The organism is Nitratireductor kimnyeongensis (assembly GCF_019891395.1).
Classification (GTDB): domain Bacteria; phylum Pseudomonadota; class Alphaproteobacteria; order Rhizobiales; family Rhizobiaceae; genus Nitratireductor; species Nitratireductor kimnyeongensis.
On the sequence record NZ_CP078143.1, the window covers coordinates 3159585 to 3179024 of the forward strand.

At 58.1% G+C, this 19440-nt stretch carries 20 protein-coding genes; 14 read left to right on the forward strand and 6 right to left on the reverse strand.

Annotated features, from left to right (window positions below; all coding sequences use genetic code 11):
- Positions 1 to 30: 30 nt before the first annotated feature.
- Entirely contained in the window at positions 31 to 2106 is a 2076-nt protein-coding gene (locus KW403_RS14970) for a lytic transglycosylase domain-containing protein (protein ID WP_223020244.1), read from the reverse strand.
- Between the two features lie 231 nt (positions 2107 to 2337).
- Between KW403_RS14970 and dapA the strand changes: the two genes are divergently transcribed.
- A complete protein-coding gene (gene dapA, locus KW403_RS14975) occupies positions 2338 to 3219 on the forward strand; it encodes a 4-hydroxy-tetrahydrodipicolinate synthase (RefSeq protein ID WP_223020245.1) in 882 nt (293 codons plus the stop codon).
- 120 nt (positions 3220 to 3339) lie between these two features.
- A complete protein-coding gene (gene smpB / locus KW403_RS14980) occupies positions 3340 to 3813 on the forward strand; it encodes an SsrA-binding protein SmpB (protein WP_223020246.1) in 474 nt (157 codons plus the stop codon).
- A gap of 33 nt (positions 3814 to 3846) precedes the next feature.
- Here the strand turns inward: smpB and KW403_RS14985 are convergent, their stop codons facing one another.
- Together KW403_RS14985 and KW403_RS14990 are read right to left on the reverse strand one after the other, a co-directional pair.
- Positions 3847 to 4512, reverse strand: coding sequence for a uracil-DNA glycosylase (locus KW403_RS14985; RefSeq protein ID WP_223020247.1), 666 nt, complete (start codon positions 4510 to 4512; stop codon positions 3847 to 3849).
- On the reverse strand, positions 4509 to 5099 hold the full coding sequence (locus tag KW403_RS14990; protein ID WP_223020248.1) for a LabA-like NYN domain-containing protein: 591 nt from the start codon (positions 5097 to 5099) through the stop codon (positions 4509 to 4511). Before KW403_RS14990 ends, KW403_RS14985 begins: the two co-directional genes overlap by 4 nt.
- A gap of 295 nt (positions 5100 to 5394) precedes the next feature.
- Here KW403_RS14990 and rpoZ point away from each other — a divergent pair, with 295 nt between their 5' ends.
- The 8 genes from rpoZ to recO all read left to right on the forward strand — a co-directional run bounded on the left by rpoZ (position 5395) and on the right by recO (position 12679).
- Positions 5395 to 5793: a DNA-directed RNA polymerase subunit omega gene (gene rpoZ, locus KW403_RS14995; RefSeq protein WP_223020249.1), complete on the forward strand. Its 399-nt coding sequence runs from the start codon at positions 5395 to 5397 to the stop codon at positions 5791 to 5793.
- Between the two features lie 133 nt (positions 5794 to 5926).
- Positions 5927 to 8179 carry a RelA/SpoT family protein gene (locus KW403_RS15000; RefSeq protein ID WP_223020250.1) on the forward strand — a complete coding sequence of 751 codons (2253 nt, stop codon included), beginning with the start codon at positions 5927 to 5929 and terminating at the stop codon, positions 8177 to 8179.
- 243 nt (positions 8180 to 8422) lie between these two features.
- Positions 8423 to 9019: a DUF2062 domain-containing protein gene (locus KW403_RS15005; RefSeq protein WP_223020251.1), complete on the forward strand. Its 597-nt coding sequence runs from the start codon at positions 8423 to 8425 to the stop codon at positions 9017 to 9019.
- Positions 9016 to 9423, forward strand: a complete 408-nt coding sequence (gene acpS, locus KW403_RS15010; protein WP_223020252.1) for a holo-ACP synthase — start codon at positions 9016 to 9018, stop codon at positions 9421 to 9423. Before KW403_RS15005 ends, acpS begins: the two co-directional genes overlap by 4 nt.
- A 91-nt stretch (positions 9424 to 9514) precedes the next feature.
- Positions 9515 to 10264 carry a signal peptidase I gene (gene lepB, locus KW403_RS15015; protein ID WP_223020253.1) on the forward strand — a complete coding sequence of 250 codons (750 nt, stop codon included), beginning with the start codon at positions 9515 to 9517 and terminating at the stop codon, positions 10262 to 10264.
- Between the two features lie 13 nt (positions 10265 to 10277).
- The gene (rnc, locus tag KW403_RS15020; RefSeq protein WP_223020254.1) at positions 10278 to 10994 is read left to right on the forward strand and encodes a ribonuclease III; all 717 of its coding nucleotides are present in this window, start codon (positions 10278 to 10280) and stop codon (positions 10992 to 10994) included.
- The gene (era, locus tag KW403_RS15025) at positions 10994 to 11920 is read left to right on the forward strand and encodes a GTPase Era (RefSeq protein WP_223020255.1); all 927 of its coding nucleotides are present in this window, start codon (positions 10994 to 10996) and stop codon (positions 11918 to 11920) included. The genes rnc and era overlap by 1 nt, the downstream gene beginning before the upstream one ends.
- An 18-nt stretch (positions 11921 to 11938) precedes the next feature.
- Positions 11939 to 12679, forward strand: a complete 741-nt coding sequence (gene recO, locus KW403_RS15030) for a DNA repair protein RecO (RefSeq protein ID WP_223020256.1) — start codon at positions 11939 to 11941, stop codon at positions 12677 to 12679.
- Between the two features lie 6 nt (positions 12680 to 12685).
- Here recO and KW403_RS15035 read toward each other — a convergent pair whose 3' ends face one another.
- Entirely contained in the window at positions 12686 to 13927 is a 1242-nt protein-coding gene (locus KW403_RS15035) for an MFS transporter (protein WP_223020257.1), read from the reverse strand.
- A 187-nt stretch (positions 13928 to 14114) separates the two neighbouring features.
- Between KW403_RS15035 and KW403_RS15040 the strand changes: the two genes are divergently transcribed.
- Complete coding sequence (locus tag KW403_RS15040) at positions 14115 to 14630, forward strand: sigma-70 family RNA polymerase sigma factor (protein WP_223020258.1); 516 nt, start codon at positions 14115 to 14117, stop codon at positions 14628 to 14630.
- Positions 14630 to 15421: an anti-sigma factor family protein gene (locus KW403_RS15045; protein WP_223020259.1), complete on the forward strand. Its 792-nt coding sequence runs from the start codon at positions 14630 to 14632 to the stop codon at positions 15419 to 15421. The genes KW403_RS15040 and KW403_RS15045 overlap by 1 nt, the downstream gene beginning before the upstream one ends.
- Before the next feature lie 7 nt (positions 15422 to 15428).
- Here the strand turns inward: KW403_RS15045 and KW403_RS15050 are convergent, their stop codons facing one another.
- The gene (locus KW403_RS15050) at positions 15429 to 16325 is read right to left on the reverse strand and encodes a mechanosensitive ion channel family protein (protein ID WP_223020260.1); all 897 of its coding nucleotides are present in this window, start codon (positions 16323 to 16325) and stop codon (positions 15429 to 15431) included.
- Between the two features lie 223 nt (positions 16326 to 16548).
- Here KW403_RS15050 and KW403_RS15055 point away from each other — a divergent pair, with 223 nt between their 5' ends.
- Positions 16549 to 17004: a GNAT family N-acetyltransferase gene (locus KW403_RS15055; protein WP_223020261.1), complete on the forward strand. Its 456-nt coding sequence runs from the start codon at positions 16549 to 16551 to the stop codon at positions 17002 to 17004.
- Positions 17005 to 17023: 19 nt separating this feature from the next.
- A complete protein-coding gene (locus KW403_RS15060; RefSeq protein WP_223020262.1) occupies positions 17024 to 18475 on the forward strand; it encodes a RimK family protein in 1452 nt (483 codons plus the stop codon).
- 27 nt (positions 18476 to 18502) lie between these two features.
- Here KW403_RS15060 and KW403_RS15065 read toward each other — a convergent pair whose 3' ends face one another.
- Complete coding sequence (locus KW403_RS15065; protein WP_223020263.1) at positions 18503 to 19321, reverse strand: mechanosensitive ion channel family protein; 819 nt, start codon at positions 19319 to 19321, stop codon at positions 18503 to 18505.
- Positions 19322 to 19440: the final 119 nt, after the last annotated feature.

Genomic DNA, 19440 nt, shown 5'->3' on the forward strand with positions numbered 1-19440 from the left:
CTTAAGACGCGGTAGCGACCATGCGACCACTCATCCCCCGGCCGAAAGGTCGGAGAGAACATCGAACCGACCGGTCAGTCTCATCTTGTAGACCTGAAGGTTCTCCATCACCCTTTGAACATAGTTCCGCGTTTCGGAGTAGGGGATGCGTTCGATCCAGTCGACGACCTCTTCCACGGGCTTTCCACGGGGGTCCCCATAGCGTTCCATCCATTCATTGGCCCGGCTGGGGCCGGCGTTATAGCCGGCAAAGGTGAGGATATAGGATCCGTTGAAGCGTGAAAGCTGCTCTTCCAAATATGCCGCACCCAAGGTTGCATTGTAGCTCGGATCGGAGGTCAGGCGCGCTCGAGAATACGGAAGACCACTCTTTCTTGCCATCTCTTGGGCCGTCGCAGGCATGAGTTGGAGCAGGCCTCGGGCTCCAGCCGGGGAAACTGCGGCCGCGTTGAACTCCGTTTCCTGCCGTGCAATCGCATAAGCGAGCGCCTGACGGGCGGAGGGGATAGAGGCGGCTGCCGGGATCGCGCCCACGGGATGCGCCAATGCGCCAATGTCTAACCCCCGGCCTCCCGCGATCTTTCCAACCCGCAGCGCGGTCGTATAGTCGCCGCGCGCCTCTGCCATGCGGGCAAGCAAGGTCAGTTCACCCGGATTTTCAAGCGTTTCCGCCAGTTTCCGGTAAAGGCTGCCTGCACGCCATGCATGATTGGTCTGCTCGAGACTCTGGATCGCACGCACCATTTCACGGGCGGAAAAGTGGCGACGGTCCTCATCCGTCGGCTCCGGCGCTGCCGCCGCAAGCGTGGTCGAGCCAAGCCTGGCCGTCGCCAACTGGCCGTAGAAAGTGGCGCCAAAGCGCGCTGCTTCTTCAAAATACGCAGTTGCTTCACCGGGACCGCCTGCTTCGGCAGCCCTTCCCAGCCAGTAATTGGCCCGCGCGTTCGATATCGGCCCCTCCGCGACAGCCGCAATTCGTGCAAAATGGGGAGCAGCTTTCGCGGGATCTTTCAGTGCGCGCAAAGCATACCAGCCTGCATGAAATTCCGCATCGGCTGCACGGGAAGGGCTCTCGGCAGAATGAGCCGCGGCCAGCTTGTAGGCAGTCTCGGCGTCTCCAATATCGAGAAGCTCGCGTGAGAGCACGCGCCGTTCGATCCACCATTCGTCCGGGTCGATCAGGCTTTCTGCGTCGCGTGGCGCGGTCAGCATTAGCTTCGCGGCCTCCTCAAACTGTTCTGCGCGCCGCAGGAAGCGTGCTCTTGCGAAAATATATCCGGCGCTTTGTTCTGTCTCTGGCACTGCATCGAGCAGCGCTTGGGCATTCCGGTCGCCGCGAATAACCGCAGCCCATGCCTTCATCAATGCCGATCCCCCGGCGCGCGCGGCGACCCGCTCCGCCGAGCGTACCCGGTTCTCATAGAGCATTCGCTCCATACGAACCCGGTGATCCGCTTGGGAGAGCAGGTCATCGAAAGCGTCGAGAAAAAACGTTTCTCTCGAGGTATCAAGCTTTGCCGAGCGCCAAAACCTTGAAACGAGCGCACGCGCCTTTTCCTTGTCTTCCAGAGCGAGGTAGGACTGGGCGAGGGCGACCGTCCCCTCGAAGGTTCTGGGGGCTGCGTCGCCCAGCAGGTTCGTGACAACCTGAGGTGGTTGTTTTTCGCGATGCAATGCACGTTCTGCATGCTCTCGCAGCGTTAGCATGCCCGGCCAGTCTTTCAATTCCATGGCAAGGGCGGTGATCTCAGCGCTCGAAAAAGTTTCGCTTGCCGAAAGCGCAAGCGCCCAGGTCAGAATCCGCCGTTCAAGACTTTTCTCCTGCAAGTGATCGCGCAGTGTGCGAGCGGTTGCGGGGTCGCCGCCTGAAAGCGCATCGAGCCCCGCGATCAACGCTCGCTGATTGGCTGATTGTCCGCCCGGATCATTGATTACATTCGGTCCAACGGCTGCGGTGTTTGTCAGGGCTTCGATCGCTGAAGCGGGCGAATTGAAGACGTCTGGACGTGCGAAAGGAATTGGGCCCATGTCCGGCAGGGACTGTGCCTTGGCGATGCAAGGAGCCGAGAGAAGAAGGAGCGCAACAAACGCCACCTTTATCGTCATACGCAAACGTCCTGAATCTTGCACCCGTTAGGTTGTGACATAGCCCAACGACTGGTTTGTCATTGCAGGATGGTGCAGAGCCTGCGGATGCTGGCGTAACACACCATCTTTGCAGGATTCTTGCGGGCAAGAGATGGCAAGACTATGGTGCGCCGCCTGATCTTCGGTTAGAAGCATTCGGCGCCAGCTTGGGCTGGCACGCACATCAATTTCATTCAGGAGTTCGACATTATGTTCAGGGGGTCTCTCACAGCGCTTGTGACACCGTTTGCCAAGGATGGCAGCCTGGACAAAAAAGCGTTTCGCGAACTCGTTGAATGGCAGATCGCAGAAGGCAGCAACGGGTTGGTGCCGGTTGGCACGACTGGAGAATCCCCCACGCTGACGCATGAGGAACACCGTGAAGTTGTCCGGATCTGCGTCGAGGTCGCTCAGGGCCGTGTTCCGGTTATCGCTGGCGCCGGCTCCAATTCCACTCGTGAGGCCATCGCGTTGGCAAGGTTTGCCGAAGAGGTGAAGGCCGACGCTGCACTGGTGGTCACGCCCTATTACAACAAGCCGACCCAGGCGGGGCTCTATGAGCATTTTGCCGCCGTAGCCCGCGCCACGAATTTGCCCATCATCATCTATAACATTCCTCCACGTTCCGTCATCGACATGACGCCGGAAACCATGGGGCGTCTGGCGAAGGACTTTTCCAACATTGTCGGCGTGAAGGACGCGACGGCGAAGGTGGACCGGGTCTCCGAGCAGCGCATGACCTGCGGCAAGGACTTCATCCAGCTTTCGGGCGAGGACGCCTCCGCTCTGGGCTTCAATGCGCATGGCGGGGTAGGCTGCATCTCGGTGACGGCCAACGTGGCACCGCGCCTATGTGCCGATTTCCAGGCGGCAACGCTTGCCAATGACAAGGAAAAGGCACTTGAGCTGCAGGATCGGCTTATGCCACTCCACAAGGCGATCTTTATCGAGCCCGGGCTCTGTGGCGCAAAATATGCGCTCTCGCGACTGGGGCATGTGGAAAACACCGTGCGCTCGCCGCTTGTACCGATTGAAGCCTCGACGGCAGAGCGCATAGACGCTGCCATGCAGCATGCAGGGCTTCTGAACTGACGCATTTCGCCGCCGAGCAGGGCTCCTGGTGTCGCGCAGATGCGGTGAACCGAAAGGGCGGTGCTCTGGCCGCTCAAAGAAAGCGGAAGCGCTCTCGCGCTTCCGGCGCATTTGGATGTGATGGCAAAAGAGAAAAATCCCAGCGTCAAGACGATTGCCGAAAACCGCAAGGCGCGCTTCTCCTATGAGGTGCTCGATACCCTGGAGGTCGGTATTGTCCTGACAGGAACCGAAGTGAAATCGTTGCGTGACGGTCACTCGAATATCCAGGAGGCGTACGCTTCCATTGAGGATGGCGAGTGCTGGCTGATCAACTCCTACATTCAGGAATATTCAGCCGGAAATCGCTTCAATCATGAGCCGCGCCGCAGGCGCAAGCTGCTTGTGTCCAAGCGCGAACTTTCGCGCCTGGCGCAGTCGGTCGAGCGCGAAGGCATGACGCTCGTGCCGCTCAAGCTTTATTTCAATGCGCGTGGGCTGGCGAAGCTTCAACTTGCCGTGGCGCGCGGCAAGAAGCTCCATGACAAACGCGAGACGGCCAAGAAGCGCGATTGGAACCGCGAAAAAGCAAGGCTCCTGAAGCAGCACGGCTGAGTGGCCCCAGGGCGCGTGAGTTTCCAGCGGATTCTATGTGTCCAGAAATGTCCGGATGTCTCGGAAAACCCTGACGAACATCTCTTCCGTCAGCCGGCCGGTATTCGTGTTGTAACGCGAGCAGTGATAGCTCGAGAATATGGAACATCCGGCAAGCTGCTGATGCCCGCCATGGGTAAAGGGGAGGGCCGCAACGCGCCCACCCAGCGCCCGCACGGTTGATTGATGGGCGATCACGCCAAGCGTGAGCACCGCTCGGAGATTCTTGAAACGCTTCAGCGTCGGCGCAAAGAAGTGCTGGCGGCAGGTGTTGATCTCGGCGCCCACTGGTTTGTTCTCTGGCGGAACGCAGCGCACGGCGTTGATGATCGCCGTGTCGACGAGCGTCAGGCGATCATCCGGTCGCGCTTCGTAGCTGCCCTTGGCGAAACCGAATGTTTTCAGAGTGCTGTAGAGAAGGTCCCCGGCATAATCTCCGGTAAAAGGACGTCCCGTCTTGTTGGCGCCGCGAAGCCCTGGCGCGAGGCCGACGATGAGAAAGTCGACCGCCTCGTCGCCGCCCTCGGGCAGAAAGGTGGGGACCGGCGCATTATGCCATTCAGGCTCACGTACTCGCCAGTCTGCGATGAACTGGTGAAGGCGCGGGCAAAGCGGACAGTCGCGGGGCGGCTCGGTTTCAAGCGCCGAAACACGTGTCATAGGTCGTCGAAAGTCTCGTCTGTATCGTCTTCAGGTTCTGCCTTTCGGGAAGGCCGTTCGCTTGTTGCACGGCCAACCTGGTCGCGCAATGACGAGAGATCGATGAAATTATCCGCCTGCCGGCGCAGATCGTCAGCGATCATCGGAGGTTGGGACTGAATGGTGGACACGACGCTGACCTTCCGACCCTTGCGCTGGAGGGCATCGACCAGTGTCCGAAAGTCGCCATCGCCCGAGAAAATCACGTAATGGTCAACCACATCGCTGAGCTCCAGCGCGTCGATCGCCAACTCGATATCCATGTTCCCCTTGATCTTGCGGCGGCCCGCGGAGTCAGTGAATTCCTTGGCAGGCTTTGTGACTACCTTGTACCCGTTGTAATCCAGCCAATCGATGAGGGGGCGAATGGAGGAGTATTCCTGATCTTCCACAAGCGCGGTGTAATAATAGGCGCGCAAAAGATATCCGCGCTCCTGGAAGCTGCTGAGGAGCTTCCTGTAGTCGATGTCAAATCCTAAGGCTCTCGAAGTGGCATAGAGATTGGCGCCATCGATGAAGAGAGCAATTTTTTCCCGTGGATCGAACATCGTCAAATTTCCTGTTTGAAATAAACGTTCAGCGCTAAAACGAGAGGTTCCGGACCGATAATCGGTCCAAAAGCCATCTCTTATGAGGAAATAGCGCTGGAATATGATTGTTCCAACCAATATATAATTTCGACATAAATACAAGCGCGCGAGGCGCAGGCCGCGCCGCCATCGCCTCGCCTCATTTCCGTGTTGTCGGAGGTTGAGCGTTCTGTGTTGGCCTTGAATTTTGCGACGTGGCAGGCTATTGACGCGCTGGATTTCCTTGCAGATTTACGCATGAAAGGGGCACTGAATGGCCCGTGTGACCGTTGAAGACTGTATCGACAAGGTCGATAACCGCTTTGAGCTCGTGCTTTTGGCCGGCCATCGCGCCCGTCAGATTTCACAGGGTGAGGCGATCACCGTCGACCGCGACAACGACAAGAACCCTGTCGTTGCGCTGCGCGAGATTGCCGATGAAACCCTGTCGCCTGGCGATCTCAAAGAAGATCTGATCCATTCGTTGCAGAAGCATGTTGAGGTGGACGAGCCAGAGGCCGATCTCCCCGAGATTAGTGAACCGGCATCAGCGTCTGTCGAAGGTGCTGTCGATCAGCCGGAAGAAGAGGTTTCCTTTGACCGCATGAGCGAAGAAGACCTGCTCGCCGGTATCGAAGGTCTGGTCCCGCCGGAAAAAAGCGACGACTTCTGATCGATACGGATATTCGGCATTGCATTCTCTTCCTTGCCGAAACATTCCTGCCTATCCTAAACATGCGCCGTGAGTTTCGCGGCGCATGTTTTGCTTTGCGTAGATAACAACAACAAGAACGAGGAAGCCGCCCATGATGCGTCAGTACGAGCTTGTCGAGCGTGTCCAGCGCTACAAGCCGGACGTCAATGAGGCGCTGCTCAACAAAGCCTATGTCTATGCGATGCAGAAGCATGGCCATCAACGCCGTGCATCCGGCGATCCGTATTTCTCACACCCCCTCGAAGTCGCGGCCATTCTCACCGATATGCATTTGGACGAGGCGACCATCGCAGTCGCCCTTCTGCATGACACGATAGAGGACACAAGCGCCACGCGGGCCGAGATAGACGAATTGTTCGGCTCGGATATCGGCAAGCTGGTGGAGGGGTTGACCAAGTTGAAGCGCCTCGATCTTGTATCGAAGAAGGCGCATCAGGCGGAAAACCTGCGCAAGCTTCTGCTCGCCATATCGGAGGATGTCCGTGTCCTTCTGGTCAAGCTGGCCGACCGCCTGCACAACATGCGCACCCTCGATCATGTGCCCGAACACAAGCGGTTGCGAATCGCCGAAGAGACGATGGATATCTATGCGCCGCTCGCCGGTCGCATGGGTATGCAGGATATGCGCGAAGAGCTTGAGGAACTGGCCTTCAGGCATATCAACCCCGAGGCTTTCCGAGCAGTCACAGAGCGGCTTGCCGAGTTTTTTGAGCGCAATCGCGGGGTCATTAAGGCGATCGAGGAAGCACTGTCACACCTGTTCGTCGAACACCAAATCGAATCAACCGTGAAAAGCCGTCAGAAGAAGCCTTGGTCGGTTTTTCGCAAGATGGAGACCAAGGCGCTTTCCTTCGAGCAGCTATCCGACATTTTCGGCTTCCGCGTGCTCGTGGACGATGTGGAGGATTGTTACCGCGCGCTTGGTGTTATTCACTCCACCTGGTCGATGGTGCCGGGCCGTTTCAAAGACTATATCTCGACACCCAAACAGAACGATTATCGCTCGATCCACACCACAATTGTCGGGCCGTCGCGCCAGCGCGTCGAACTGCAGATTCGCACCTACGAGATGCATCGCATCGCAGAATACGGCGTCGCTGCTCATTCGATTTACAAGGATTTCGGCGGCAAGGTGAACGGCGCCGATCACCGCATCTCGCGTGACACCAATGCCTATGCGTGGCTGAGGCGCACCATCGAAGCGCTTTCCGAAGGTGATACGCCTGAAGACTTCCTTGAGAACACCAAGCTCGAACTGTTCCAGGATCAGGTGTTCTGCTTTACGCCCAAGGGGCGGCTGATCGCCCTCCCGCGTGGAGCAACGCCCATCGACTTTGCCTATGCGGTTCACACCGAAGTAGGCGACACCTGCGTCGGAGCGAAGGTCAATGGCCGCATCATGCCGCTCATGACCGAGTTGAAGAACGGCGATGAGGTGGAGATTATCCGGTCCAAGGCGCAGGTGCCGCCGGCGGCGTGGGAATCGGTCGTGGTGACGGGCAAGGCGCGCGCCGCGATCCGCCGCGCAACCAGGAACGCAATCCGCAAGCAATATTCCGGCCTTGGCGCGCGCATCCTCGAACGCGCATTCGAGCGAGCGGGCAAGAGCTTCTCTCGAGATGCCCTCAAGCCGGTGCTTCATCGTCTGGGGCGTCAAGATGTGGAAGATGTCCTGGCGGCGGTCGGACGCGGCGAACTTTCCTCGCAGGATGTGGTGCGCGCCGTGTTCCCCGACTACAAGGATGAGCGCGTGACCCAAGCCCCCAAGGAGCGCGAGGAGGGGTGGTTCAATCTACGCAATGCAGCCGGCATGCTGTTTCAAATCCCCGGACGATCTTCTCGCAAATCCAAGCGCCCAAAGGGGGCTGGCGTTCCGGTCGAAAAAGGGGTGGGTGGAGCCGTCCCGATTCGCGGCGTTTCAGGGGATCTCCCGGTGAGCTTTGCACCGGAAGGTGCTGTTCCGGGAGATCGTATCGTCGGTATCCTTCATCCAGGGTCAGGCATCACCATCTATCCCATACAGTCTCCGGCGCTGACCGCCTTCGATGATCAACCAGAGCGTTGGATCGACGTGCGCTGGGATATTGACGAACACATGAAAGAGCGCTTCCCGGTTCGCATGTCGGTGACAGCAATCAACGAACCCGGCTCGCTGGCTGAGATCGCGCAGGTCATTGCATCGAACGATGCCAACATTCACACATTGGCCATGGAGCGAACGGCCCCGGATTTCACCGAAATGTTGTTCGATCTGGAAGTCTGGGACCTGAAACACCTGACCCGACTCGTCTCCCAATTGAAAGAGATCAGTTGCGTCAGCGATGCACATCGGGTGAACGGATGACCGCGGCTGGGAGATGAGGTGCTGCGCCCCAATTCCGCCGTTTCGTTTGGCTAGTTCTTTCGTGTTTCCGGCTGTTTGTTTAGGAAACACGATTATTGACCCGTTTCCCTTGCCCCATCCGAGTGAGCTTGCCTATATCGAACCAAAGACATGTCCAAGGGAACCCGTCGTTAACAGACCGGGCTCTAGGATTTTGTTGGTTGGGGGAAGCTTGGTTGCTGTTGGGGGTGCTGCGTAGCCGCGATGTTGTTTCGACGTAGAAAACCGGCGGATCTCTGGGAAAGGGCGCGGACCATGGTCTGGCCGCGTCGTTCTTTCTGGCGCTCCGCACAATATTTCGTCAAACGTGCTTTGCGGTTGACAGCGACGCCGCACGCTATCGCAGCAGGGGTCGCTGCGGGCGTGTTCGCATCATTTACCCCTTTTATGGGTTTCCATTTTTTCATCGCCGCGGGCCTCGCCTGGTGCATCGGTGGAAACCTCGTGGCCTCGGCCCTCGGGACGGCTGTCGGAAACCCGCTGACTTTCCCTTTCATCTGGGGCGCTACACTGGAAATCGGGCGTCTGATCTTGCAGGGCAGAGAGTTGTCGCATGGGCCTCCGATACATCTGGGCAAGATGCTCCGTCATCTCGAGTTTTCACAGCTCTGGGAGCCGCTGATCAAGCCAATGTCGGTTGGCGCGCTGCCTCTTGGAATTTCTTTCGCTCTGGTTTTTTACTTCGTGACACGATGGGCGACATTCACCTTCCGCGAGCAACGCCGCAAGCGTCTCGCAGAGCGGGCGCGCCGCAAGGCTGGCCGGCAAGCCTTCGATGCGAGAACGGTGACAACTTCATGATTATCGGTATTGGAAGCGACCTGATCGACATCCGTCGGATCGCCAAAACACTTGACCGCTATGGGGAGCGCTTTACCCAGCGCGTTTTTACAGAAGTCGAGCAGGCCAAATCGGACAGGCGTCGCGAGCGCGCGGCTTCCTATGCAAAGCGTTTCGCAGCCAAGGAGGCTTGTTCAAAGGCGCTTGGCACAGGCATATCCCGCGGCGTCTTCTGGCGCGAAATGGGTGTCGTAAACCTGCCCGGCGGAAAACCGACAATGGAGCTGTCCGGAAAAGCCAGGACCAGGCTTGAGGGGATGACGCCTTCAGGCATGAAAGCGCTGATTCATTTGACCATCACCGACGATTATCCGCTGGCTCAGGCGTTTGTGATCATCGAAGCGATCCCAGACGACGGGAACTGACGCCGAAAACTGCGTAAGGGTTGTGCTGTCGCATTGCCGCCGCCTTTCTGGCGCGATAAGACCGTCCCGAAACACTCGAACCGAGGACATGATGAGCGTGGCTGACAAGACGAAGAAGAATTCGGGCGGCGTGGGCGAAACCGTTAGTGTGATCGTTCAGGCGCTGATCCTCGCGCTGGTCATCCGAACCTTCCTGTTCCAGCCGTTCTCCATTCCGTCAGGCTCCATGCGTCCGACGCTGCTCGAGGGCGACTACCTGTTCGTTACCAAGTGGGCCTACGGTTATTCACGCCATTCTCTCCCGTTTTCACCGCCGCTCTTTTCAGGACGCATCTGGGGCTCGGAGCCGGAACGCGGTGACGTGGTCGTATTCAAGTTTCCTCCCAATCCATCGATCGATTATATCAAGCGAGTGGTTGGCTTGCCTGGCGATAAGATCCAGATGCGCGAAGGTGTTCTCTACATCAACGACAAGGCCGTCGAGCGCGAAAAGATTGGTGAGATCGACGATCCGGACATTACCGAAATGGATCGTCCAGTTGATGTTTATCGGGAAACGCTGCCCAATGGCGTGTCCTATGAAACGCTGGATTTGACCGCCAACGGGATCGGCGACAACACGCGCGAATTCATCGTGCCCGAAGGGCACTATTTCATGATGGGCGACAATCGCGACAACTCTGCTGACAGCCGGTTTTCGGTCGGTTTTGTGCCAGCCGAAAACCTTGTCGGTCGCGCCAACATCATTTTCTTCTCCATCGCTGGTGGCGCGAGCCCCTTGGAAATCTGGCGCTGGCCGAGCGAAGTGCGCCCATGGCGTATCTTCGACTGGGTAGACTAGAGTTGCTGGGTTAATGACTGCCAAGCGTTCCCGTGGTCCTGAGCTTGTCAAAGCGGTAGCCGAATGCACCGGATTTGACTTCAAGAATGCCGCCCTGGTCGAAGAAGCGATGACCCACGCCAGTGCCCGTGGGCGCTCGGGTGTCGATTACCAGCGGCTGGAGTTTCTCGGCGACCGGGTTTTGGGACTTGCCGTGGCGGAACTGCTTTACGAAAGCTTCCCAAAGGCGCCGGAAGGCGAGCTTTCGGTGCGGCTCAATGCGCTCGTGAACGCAGAGACACTGGCCGAGGTTGCCGACGATTTGGAGATCAGCGCTCTTATTCGAATGGGCAGTGATCTGCGTAGCGCCGCGACCCGGAAACAAATTAATCTGCGTGCGGACGTGATGGAAGCGTTGATCGCGGTGGTGTATCTTGAAGGCGGCATCGACGCGGCCCGGGACTTCGTGCGCAACCACTGGAAGGCCAGGGCTCAGGCGGAAGGGGCTGACCGGCGTGATCCGAAGACAGCCTTGCAGGAATGGGCTCATCAGGTTGCCGGCGTCACACCAGCCTATATGGTGGAAGACCGGCAGGGGCCGGATCATGATCCGATCTTTTCCGTGATCGTCAGAATCAAGGGGTATGAGCCCGCGCACGGCAGGGGCCGTTCCAAACGCGAGGCCGAACAGGCCGCCGCCATCGGCATGCTGGAGCGTGAAGGTGTGTGGCAAAGCAATGAGAGTGCGTGATGAGTGAAGACGTTTCCACAGCCGATGCCCCAAATGAAACCCGATCCGGGTTTGTGGCATTGATCGGCGCTCCCAATGCGGGCAAGTCGACATTGCTCAACCAACTGGTGGGCGCCAAAGTGTCGATTGTCACCCATAAGGTGCAGACGACCCGCGCCATCGTTCGCGGCATCGCCACCCACGAGAATGCGCAGATTGTGTTCATCGACACGCCCGGCATTTTCAATCCGCGCCGCACACTTGACCGCGCCATGGTGACGACCGCCTGGGGCGGCGCCAAGGATGCGGATATCGTGGCGCTGCTGATCGATGCGGAGCGTGGGATCAAGGGCGATGCCGCCGCGATTCTTGAGAAGCTCAAGGAGGTCGCGCAACCGAAGATCCTGATCTTGAACAAGATTGATCGGGTGAAACGCGAAACGCTGCTGGAACTCGCCGCCCGAGCCAACGATGTGGTGCAGTTCGAACGCACCTTCATGATCTCCGCCTTGCAGGGATCTGGCTGCAACGATCTTCTTGCCTATCTTTCCGAGGCCCTGCCCAAGGGCCCCTGGTACTATCCGGAAGATCAGCTATCAGATCTGCCGATGCGCCAGCTCGCAGCGGAAATCACGCGCGAAAAACTCTTCCTGAGGCTGCATCAGGAATTGCCCTATGCGATCCACGTCGAGACCGAGAAATGGGAAGAGCGCAAGGATGGCTCTGTGCGCATCGACCAGGTTGTTTATGTGGAGCGTGACAGCCAGAAGAAAATCGTGCTCGGCCACAAGGGATCGGCCATTCGTGCCGTGGGACAGGCGGCCCGCGAGGAACTGGCAGGTATTCTCGAACAGAGGGTTCATCTCTTTCTATTCGTAAAAGTGCGGGAAGGTTGGGGCAACGATCCTGAGCGCTTCCGCGAAATGGGACTTGAATTCCCCGGTTGAGGGAAGGATTGCAACCACATGGAATGGCGCGATGAAGGGATCATTCTAGGCGCCAGAAAGCATGGCGAGACGAGCGTCGTCCTCGAAACGATGACCGCTGCTCATGGCCGTCATCTGGGCCTCGTAAAAGGCGGCCGTTCGCGGCGAATGCAGCCCCTGTTACAGCCAGGAAATCGTGTTGACCTTGTGTGGCGCGCCAGGCTTGAGGAGCATCTGGGCGCGTTTCAGGTCGAGCCGCTGGAGCTCAACGCTGCGCGTCTTCTTGCTTCGGCGCTGGCCGTTCACGGTATACAGCTCTTGGGCGCACATCTGCGCCTCATGCCCGAGCGAGACGCTCACGCCGGTCTATATGAGACGGTGAAAGTCATCACCGGGCATTTGGACGAACCAGAAATCGCTGGCCCGTTGATGGTGCGTTTTGAACTGGCGATGCTCGAGGAATTGGGGTTCGGGCTTGATCTCACGAAATGCGCACTGACGGGGAACCGAGATAGCCTCGCCTATGTTTCACCGAAGTCCGGTCGTGCGGTCACTGAAGAAGCAGGCGCTCCCTGGCGCCACAAACTCTTGCCCTTGCCCGGGTTTCTTATTGCAAAAACGCGCTCCGAGGCATCGCTTGACGCGCTGAACGACGCCTATCGCCTGACAGGTTTTTTCCTTCACCGGAATGTCTACGAACCTCGCGGAATGGAAGAGCCGGTTTCCCGCGGAGGCTTTCTCGCCGCTCTCGCCCGCAGCGTGGAAGGGGCTGCGGGGTGAAACCCCCTATTCGGCGGGTGCGAGCGCCGGGCGCGCGACTGCCGCTTCCTTGATCGGCAAGTGAACCACAGCCGCAAAGAGACCAAGTAGGACGCCGAGCCACCAGACAGGATTGTAGCTCCCGAACAGGTCGTAGAGGTAGCCACCCAGCCACACGCCCAGGAACGAGCCGATCTGGTGTGAAAAGAACACGACCCCGCTCAGAAGCCCCAAATTCCCCGTACCAAACATGATCGCAACCAGCGCGTTGGTCGGCGGCACGGTGGAGAGCCACAACAGGCCCATGACTATGGCGAAAATGATCACGCTCGTGGGCGTTTGCGGGATCAAAAGGAAGGTGGTCACCGCGACCGACCGCGCGAGATAGATCAACGCCAAAAATCCCGGTTTGGAATGACGCTGGCCTATATAGCCTGAAGCGAGCGAGCCGATGATGTTGAAGAAGCCGATCAAGGCAAGAGCAATGACTGCATAACGTGCATCGATGCCGATATCGCCGATATAGGCCGGGAAGTGGGCGGTGATGAATGCGACCTGGAAGCCACAGACGAAAAAGCCCGAGACCAGAAGCACGAAGCTGCGATGCGCGAAAGCCTCCCGCAGCGCTTCTCCGATTGTCTGCTTGAAGGTCTCTGCACTGTTGCGCGCTGTCGCTGCATTGCCGACGAGCGGAAGGGCCAGAAGCGGGACGATCAGCATGGCCATGCTCATATAGACCAGCGTATCGGACCAGCCGAACGCATCTATCAGGCCCTGGCTTATCGGAGCGAATATAAACATGCCGGCAGAGCCAGAAGCCGTTGCGAGCCCGAAAATCAGGCTGCGCCTTTCGGCAGGAACGTTACGGGCGAAGGCGGCAAGGATGATGCCAAACGAGCCGCCGGCCACGCCAAGTCCAACAAAAACACCGCCGCCGATGTGAAGCATGGCTTCATTTGTGGGCATCGACATCATCAAGAGGCCGACGGCGTAGATTATGGCGGAAAGGGCGAGAACACGCCACGTGCCGAACCGATCGGCGATTGCGCCAAAAACCGGTTGGCCGACACCCCAGAGCAGGTTCTGTATCGCCATGGCAAGACCGAAAGTGGTGCGGTCCCAACCGGTCTCAGCCAACAACGGCAGCTGGAAGAACCCCATGGCGGAGCGCGGACCGAAGTTCATAGCTGCAATCAGACAACCGCAGACAACGACCGCCCAGGGAAATGAGTGGGGTGTGGCCGCACTGGCCGAGCCTTGCTGTCTCATGTCGCCTTCACACGCCTCGGTTGGGAACCCGATCACAAAATTAGCGCATGCGGTATTTAAGAGATATCGACAAATTATTCATCTTCGATCAGTTTTTCTGATGAATGGACACGGTGGCCGGGAATAAATGCGTTCAGGCAATCGTTGATCGGGCAGGAACAATGACCCGTGAGAGGCGGGCGGGTGGATGGACGGCAAAAGGGAAGCGATTGTACGCGAGATTCCGGGGCTACGGCGCTACGCGCGTGCCCTGCTGCGCGATGCAGACGCGGCTGATGATCTCGTGCAGGATTGCCTGGAACGCGCATTTTCACGGCTTGATAACTGGCAGACAGGGATCTCGCCGCGGCGATGGCTGTTCACCTTGATGCACAACCTTTTTGTCGATGGTGTACGGGCGCGCAAGCGTAGAAGCGAACTCACTTCGGTTGCAGAAGCCAACATCCCGGCCTCTGTCACCGCACCGGAACAGAACGGCGTGCTCGATCTTCATGACGTACTCGATGCATTGCAAGAGGTCGGTCCCGACCGTCGCGCAGCGCTGCTTTTGGTCGGCGTGGAAGGCATGAGTTATGCCGAGGCTGCAGACGTATTGGGCATACCCACAGGAACATTGATGTCGCGCGTGGCGCGTGGGCGGCAGGATTTGCGCGAGGTTCTCGATTTCGCGCGGCGCCGGCGCATTCTCAAGGCGGTGCAGTGATGACAGGACGCAGCTTTGATGAAAGGGACATCCATCTCGCACTCGATGGTGAATTGCCACGGGAGGATCTACCGGCGTATGAGGCCTGGTTGGAAACAAGGGCCGACATGCGAGCGTTGAGCGCACGCTACGAAACTGATCGTTCGGTCCTCCGCGAAGCACTGGCGGAGGTGAGTAGGGAGGGCCTGCCGGACCGCTTGCAGGGGAAGATAGTCGCCGCTGCTCGCGCGACGAAAGGCGTCCGGTACATGACGCGTCGTCGCGTCGCTGCTGTTGCTGCGGTCTGCATTATGGCGGGCGCCGCAGCAGGCTTCTGGATGGGGCGGCAGCAATTTGTCAGCGGTGAGACGCTTGCGGCGTTGGATGTGGTCGGCGAGGCTGTCGCCGCTCACCAGGTTTATGCGGCGGAGAAACTTCATGTCGTCGAAGTGGGTGCCAGCGAGCGGAGCCATTTGGTCCGCTGGCTCTCCAACAGGGTTGGCACCAAACTCATCGCCCCCGATCTGCGGGGGGAAGATTTTGATCTTATGGGCGGGAGATTGTTGCCCTCCGGCGGGAAGGCTGCCGCTCAATTCATGTATGAAGATCAGGCTGGCGAGCGCATCTCGCTGTATGTAGCTCATTGCATAAAGGGAGAGGACACCGGTTTCAGGCTTTTTGAAGACGAGGGGCGACGTGCTTTCTATTGGCAGGAGAAAGGGTTCGCCTACACCGTAGCGGGCTCGATCGATGAAAAGCGGCTTCTGCAAGTCGCGAACGTTACCTACCGGCAATTGCTTGCCGGTAGGTAAGCCGCCGTCATTGACCCTTGGTCGCGCTTTTCTTTGAGTCACCGGTGTTCTGTTCCTCGGTAGGTAGAGGAAGATAGTGAATATCGCGCTGCGGGAAAGGGATCGAAATACCCTTGTCGTCAAACGCCTTCTTGGCTGCCTTGGTGATATCGAGACGGGTCTGCCACCAGTCGGAAGTCGTGGTCCAGTAACGCAGCGTGATGTTGACCGCACTGTCGCCGAGTTCCGATACAAACGTGGCTGGCTCCTGATCGCTCAGAATGCGATCGTCGGCCGTGGCAAGCTCGAGCATTGTTTTCTGCGCCAGATCGATATCGTCATCGTAGCCGATGCCGATCACAAGATCGTTGCGGCGGCGCGCATTTCGCGAGTAGTTGGTGACCGATGTATTCCACAGCGAACTGTTCGGCGCGAGAATGTACAGGCCATCCACGGTTTTCATCTCTGTCGCAAACAGGCCTATGGACTGGATTGTGCCCGAGATGCCGCTTGCTTCCACATATTCGCCCACGCGGAAAGGTTTAAGCACGAGGAGCATGATACCGGCGGCGACGTTCTGCAGCGTGCCCTGAAGGGCGAGGCCTATGGCCAGACCTGCTGCACCGAGCGCCGCGATGATGCTTGCGGTCTGAACGCCGAATTGCGCGAGAACGGTGACACCGACAAGAACCAGAACCGCGTAACGCGCAATCTTCGAAAGAAAACTGGTGAGCGTGACATCGAAAGAGGGAAAACGATCGAGTGCGCTGCGCACCCATCTTTCCACCATCCCCGCCACAATAAAGCCGGCGATGATCAGAATGATGGCGCCAAGAATCGAGAAGGCGTAAGATACGGCAAATTCGCTGACTTGGGCCAAAGCTGCCTGGGCAGCCGTCATGAGGTTCTCAGTTTGCATTTCCATATTGGGGGATGTCTCCGTTCCGTGTTTGTCGTTGCCGGCCTTCAGGGGACGGTGCCAACCCTGCTGCCACGCTTCAAGCGTGCGGGATCGGCGGGGCAGGCGACCGGTTGCGCCTGCCCGGTTGATTTCGCGTGTCTAGCAATCCCAGCGGGTTGCTGCAAACCGTGCTACCGGCGCAACGGTATGGCGCTTTCTGTCGCGTTGATTTCGCGTGGGAGATTGCATGTTGCTTGATGTTCGTCCCGCCGTCCCCGAAGACCTCGAGGCTCTGGTTGCGATAGAGAACGCGGCGTTCTCGGGCGACAAGCTCTCCGAACGCTCTCTCAGGCGTCTGACGAGCGCAGGAACTGCCATTGTGGGCGTAGCGGAAGAACAGGGGAAGGTGTTGGGATATGCGCTGGCTTTGACCCGCCGGACGAGCGGCGTTGCGCGGCTTTATTCGATAGCCGTTGCACCGGAGGAAACCGGAAAGGGGGTGGCTGCGTTGTTGTTGCATTATGTCGAGAACGCGGCGTACGCGCGAGGGTTCCATACGATGCGGCTCGAAGTGAGGTCGGATAACCAGGTAGCCATCCGGCTTTATGAAAAGATGGGATATCGCGGCTTTGCTCGATATGAGAATTACTATCACGACGGTATGAGTGCCTTGCGTTATCAGAAATCGCTCGGCGCGCGTTGAACATGGAGAACGGCCCCAAATGAGTTGGGTCATCCTGACTGGCAAGAAAGGCGACCTCGACGAGACCGCCACCCCTTACAAGATCATCACCAATCGCGACTATCTGGCCCACCCGGCGCTTTTTCGCGGACAGCGCCCCAAGGTCATCAACCTATCGTCCAGTTACGCTTATCAAAGCCGTGGCTACTACGCGTCGCTACTCGCCAGTTCCCGCGGTCATCGTGTGATCCCGTCAGTTGAGACCATGATCGATCTCTCTGCGCGCAAACTCTATGAGAATGCTCTCCCGGAATTGGAACAGGCTCTGAACCGCTGTCGCAACGAATTGGGTGGGAGTTTCCCTGCAAGCGTCAGCATCTTTTTCGGAATAGGTCCCGAAAAAGCCTGGGAGCGCTTTGCCAAGCTGCTTTTCGACTGGTTTCGAGCGCCCGCTCTGGAAGTCGTTATAAAGGACGGCGAATGGGCAACGATATCGCGCATCGGATTTCGCTCCCTTTCGAGAATGAACGCGGACGAGAAGGACCGCTTCACAGCATCGCTTCACAACTATACTACCCGGCAATGGCGTGACAGCCGCACCCGGGTTCCGGCGCGGTACGGGTTCGCAACGCTGATCGACCCGAGAGAGGAACTGCCGCCGTCAAGCGTGGCCTCTCTCAAACACTGGTCGCGCATTGCCGCTCGAATGGGTGTTGAAGTGGAACCGATCACCAGGAAGGATCTGCCACGTCTGGCAAATTTCGATGCCCTTTTCATCCGCGAGACGACATCGATTTCCAATCATACCTACAGGTTCGCAAGGCGTGCTGAGCAGGAAGGAATGCCGGTCATCGATGATCCGTTGTCGATGATCCGCTGCACGAACAAGGTCTACCTCAATGAGCTGATGACGACGCACCGGGTCCCTGTTCCCCCGACGATGATGATCGCCGGGACTGCCGACCTTGAACGGGCCGCTGATCAGCTTGGCTTTCCGCTGGTCCTCAAAACGCCGGATAGCTCTTTCTCTCGCGGGGTGAAGAAAGCAGCGAACATGACGGAGTTAAAGGCTCTGGCGACGACGTGGCTTGAGGATTCCGATCTTCTCATTGCACAGAAATTTCTGCCCACGTCCTTTGACTGGCGCATCGGTGTGCTCGACGGGAAGCCACTTTTTTCCGTCCAATACCTGATGGCCAAAAAGCATTGGCAGATCGTCAATCACGAAAGGCAAGGGCGCCCGGATGAAGGAGGCTTTCGCTCTTTCACTTTAGCGGACACTCCCTCCGACGTGCTCGAGATCGCCGTGCGTGCGGCACGCTGCATCGGCAACGGCCTTTACGGTGTAGACCTCAAGGCTACGCCGGAAGGAGTTTACGTCATTGAGGTCAACGACAATCCCAATCTCGACCATGGGTGCGAGGATGCCGGGGAGAGAGACGCCGTCTGGATAAGCTTGACGCAATGGTTTATTGACCGGCTTGAAAGGTGACCTCTCATTTTGGCGGCCTGCGGTATCTCAATCGGGGACCGAGACACTCACCCCTTTTTTTCCGAGGCTTTTATTGATGGCTTCGGTCAAGGCCGACCGGGATTTTTGCCACCCCTCACTTCTCGTCCAGAAGCGGAGTGTGAGTTGTGAGGTTCCGCCCTCGATCGCGCAAAACAGTGTCTCCGCATCGGGTTTTTTCAGGACGCTCTTTTCCGCGGCGAGAATTTTCAAAAGACCTGTTTGCACTTGCTCGGGGCTTAAGCCGTCGCCAACATCGATATCAAGTTCCACTCTGCGTGCCTTGTTCCGGGAATGATTCGTGATGGCCGCATTCCAAAGCGTGCTATTGGGAGCGAATACGATCAGTCCTTCATCGGTTTTCAACTCCGTTGCAAAAAGCCCCAGAGTGCTGACGGTTCCTGAGATTCCGTTCGCGAACACGTGTTCGCCCACTTCAAAGGGGCGCAGAATCAGGAGCATGACACCGGCCGCGATGTTTTGCAGCGTCCCCTGAAGGGCAAGACCGACTGCGAGGCCGATCGCACCTAGAGCGGCAATGATGCTGGCAGTCGGAACGCCGAGTTGCGTCAGCGCTGCGACGCTGGACAGCGCCACAACGGTATATCTGGCGAGTACCGAAAGAAATGACGTCAATGTGGCGTCGAATGAGAAGACCTTGCTGAGTGTATTGCGCACCCAGCGTTCCAGCATCTTGGCAGCGATTATGCCGATCACCAAAAGGGCGCCGGCACCAAGAAACGTTAATCCGTAATTCAGAGCGAATTCAGTGATGTAACCAACTGCCGCATTCGCGGTGTGGATAAGGCGTCCAGTTTGCTTTTCCATCTTCCGAACATCTCCGGGGCGTGTTCAGGGTTTCCATTTACAGAAACCGAAGCACCGCCCCGTTGACGTTCTCATCTGCCAGGAGGAATTTGCAGGCAGAGAAGAAGCGCTAAACTGCG

Coding starts and splice junctions, on each gene's coding strand:
- dapA (WP_223020245.1), top strand. CDS start 2,338: ATGTTCAGGGGGTCTCTCACAGCGCTTGTGACACCGTTTGCCAAGGAT.
- era (WP_223020255.1), top strand. CDS start 10,994: ATGAGTGAAGACGTTTCCACAGCCGATGCCCCAAATGAAACCCGATCC.
- KW403_RS15050 (WP_223020260.1), bottom strand. CDS start 16,325: ATGGAAATGCAAACTGAGAACCTCATGACGGCTGCCCAGGCAGCTTTG.
- KW403_RS15000 (WP_223020250.1), top strand. CDS start 5,927: ATGATGCGTCAGTACGAGCTTGTCGAGCGTGTCCAGCGCTACAAGCCG.
- KW403_RS15040 (WP_223020258.1), top strand. CDS start 14,115: ATGGACGGCAAAAGGGAAGCGATTGTACGCGAGATTCCGGGGCTACGG.
- KW403_RS15045 (WP_223020259.1), top strand. CDS start 14,630: ATGACAGGACGCAGCTTTGATGAAAGGGACATCCATCTCGCACTCGAT.
- KW403_RS14985 (WP_223020247.1), bottom strand. CDS start 4,512: ATGACACGTGTTTCGGCGCTTGAAACCGAGCCGCCCCGCGACTGTCCG.
- KW403_RS14970 (WP_223020244.1), bottom strand. CDS start 2,106: ATGACGATAAAGGTGGCGTTTGTTGCGCTCCTTCTTCTCTCGGCTCCT.
- lepB (WP_223020253.1), top strand. CDS start 9,515: ATGAGCGTGGCTGACAAGACGAAGAAGAATTCGGGCGGCGTGGGCGAA.
- KW403_RS15065 (WP_223020263.1), bottom strand. CDS start 19,321: ATGGAAAAGCAAACTGGACGCCTTATCCACACCGCGAATGCGGCAGTT.
- KW403_RS15035 (WP_223020257.1), bottom strand. CDS start 13,927: ATGAGACAGCAAGGCTCGGCCAGTGCGGCCACACCCCACTCATTTCCC.
- KW403_RS15005 (WP_223020251.1), top strand. CDS start 8,423: ATGTTGTTTCGACGTAGAAAACCGGCGGATCTCTGGGAAAGGGCGCGG.
- KW403_RS15060 (WP_223020262.1), top strand. CDS start 17,024: ATGAGTTGGGTCATCCTGACTGGCAAGAAAGGCGACCTCGACGAGACC.
- acpS (WP_223020252.1), top strand. CDS start 9,016: ATGATTATCGGTATTGGAAGCGACCTGATCGACATCCGTCGGATCGCC.
- recO (WP_223020256.1), top strand. CDS start 11,939: ATGGAATGGCGCGATGAAGGGATCATTCTAGGCGCCAGAAAGCATGGC.
- KW403_RS15055 (WP_223020261.1), top strand. CDS start 16,549: ATGTTGCTTGATGTTCGTCCCGCCGTCCCCGAAGACCTCGAGGCTCTG.
- rpoZ (WP_223020249.1), top strand. CDS start 5,395: ATGGCCCGTGTGACCGTTGAAGACTGTATCGACAAGGTCGATAACCGC.
- smpB (WP_223020246.1), top strand. CDS start 3,340: ATGGCAAAAGAGAAAAATCCCAGCGTCAAGACGATTGCCGAAAACCGC.
- KW403_RS14990 (WP_223020248.1), bottom strand. CDS start 5,099: ATGTTCGATCCACGGGAAAAAATTGCTCTCTTCATCGATGGCGCCAAT.
- rnc (WP_223020254.1), top strand. CDS start 10,278: ATGACTGCCAAGCGTTCCCGTGGTCCTGAGCTTGTCAAAGCGGTAGCC.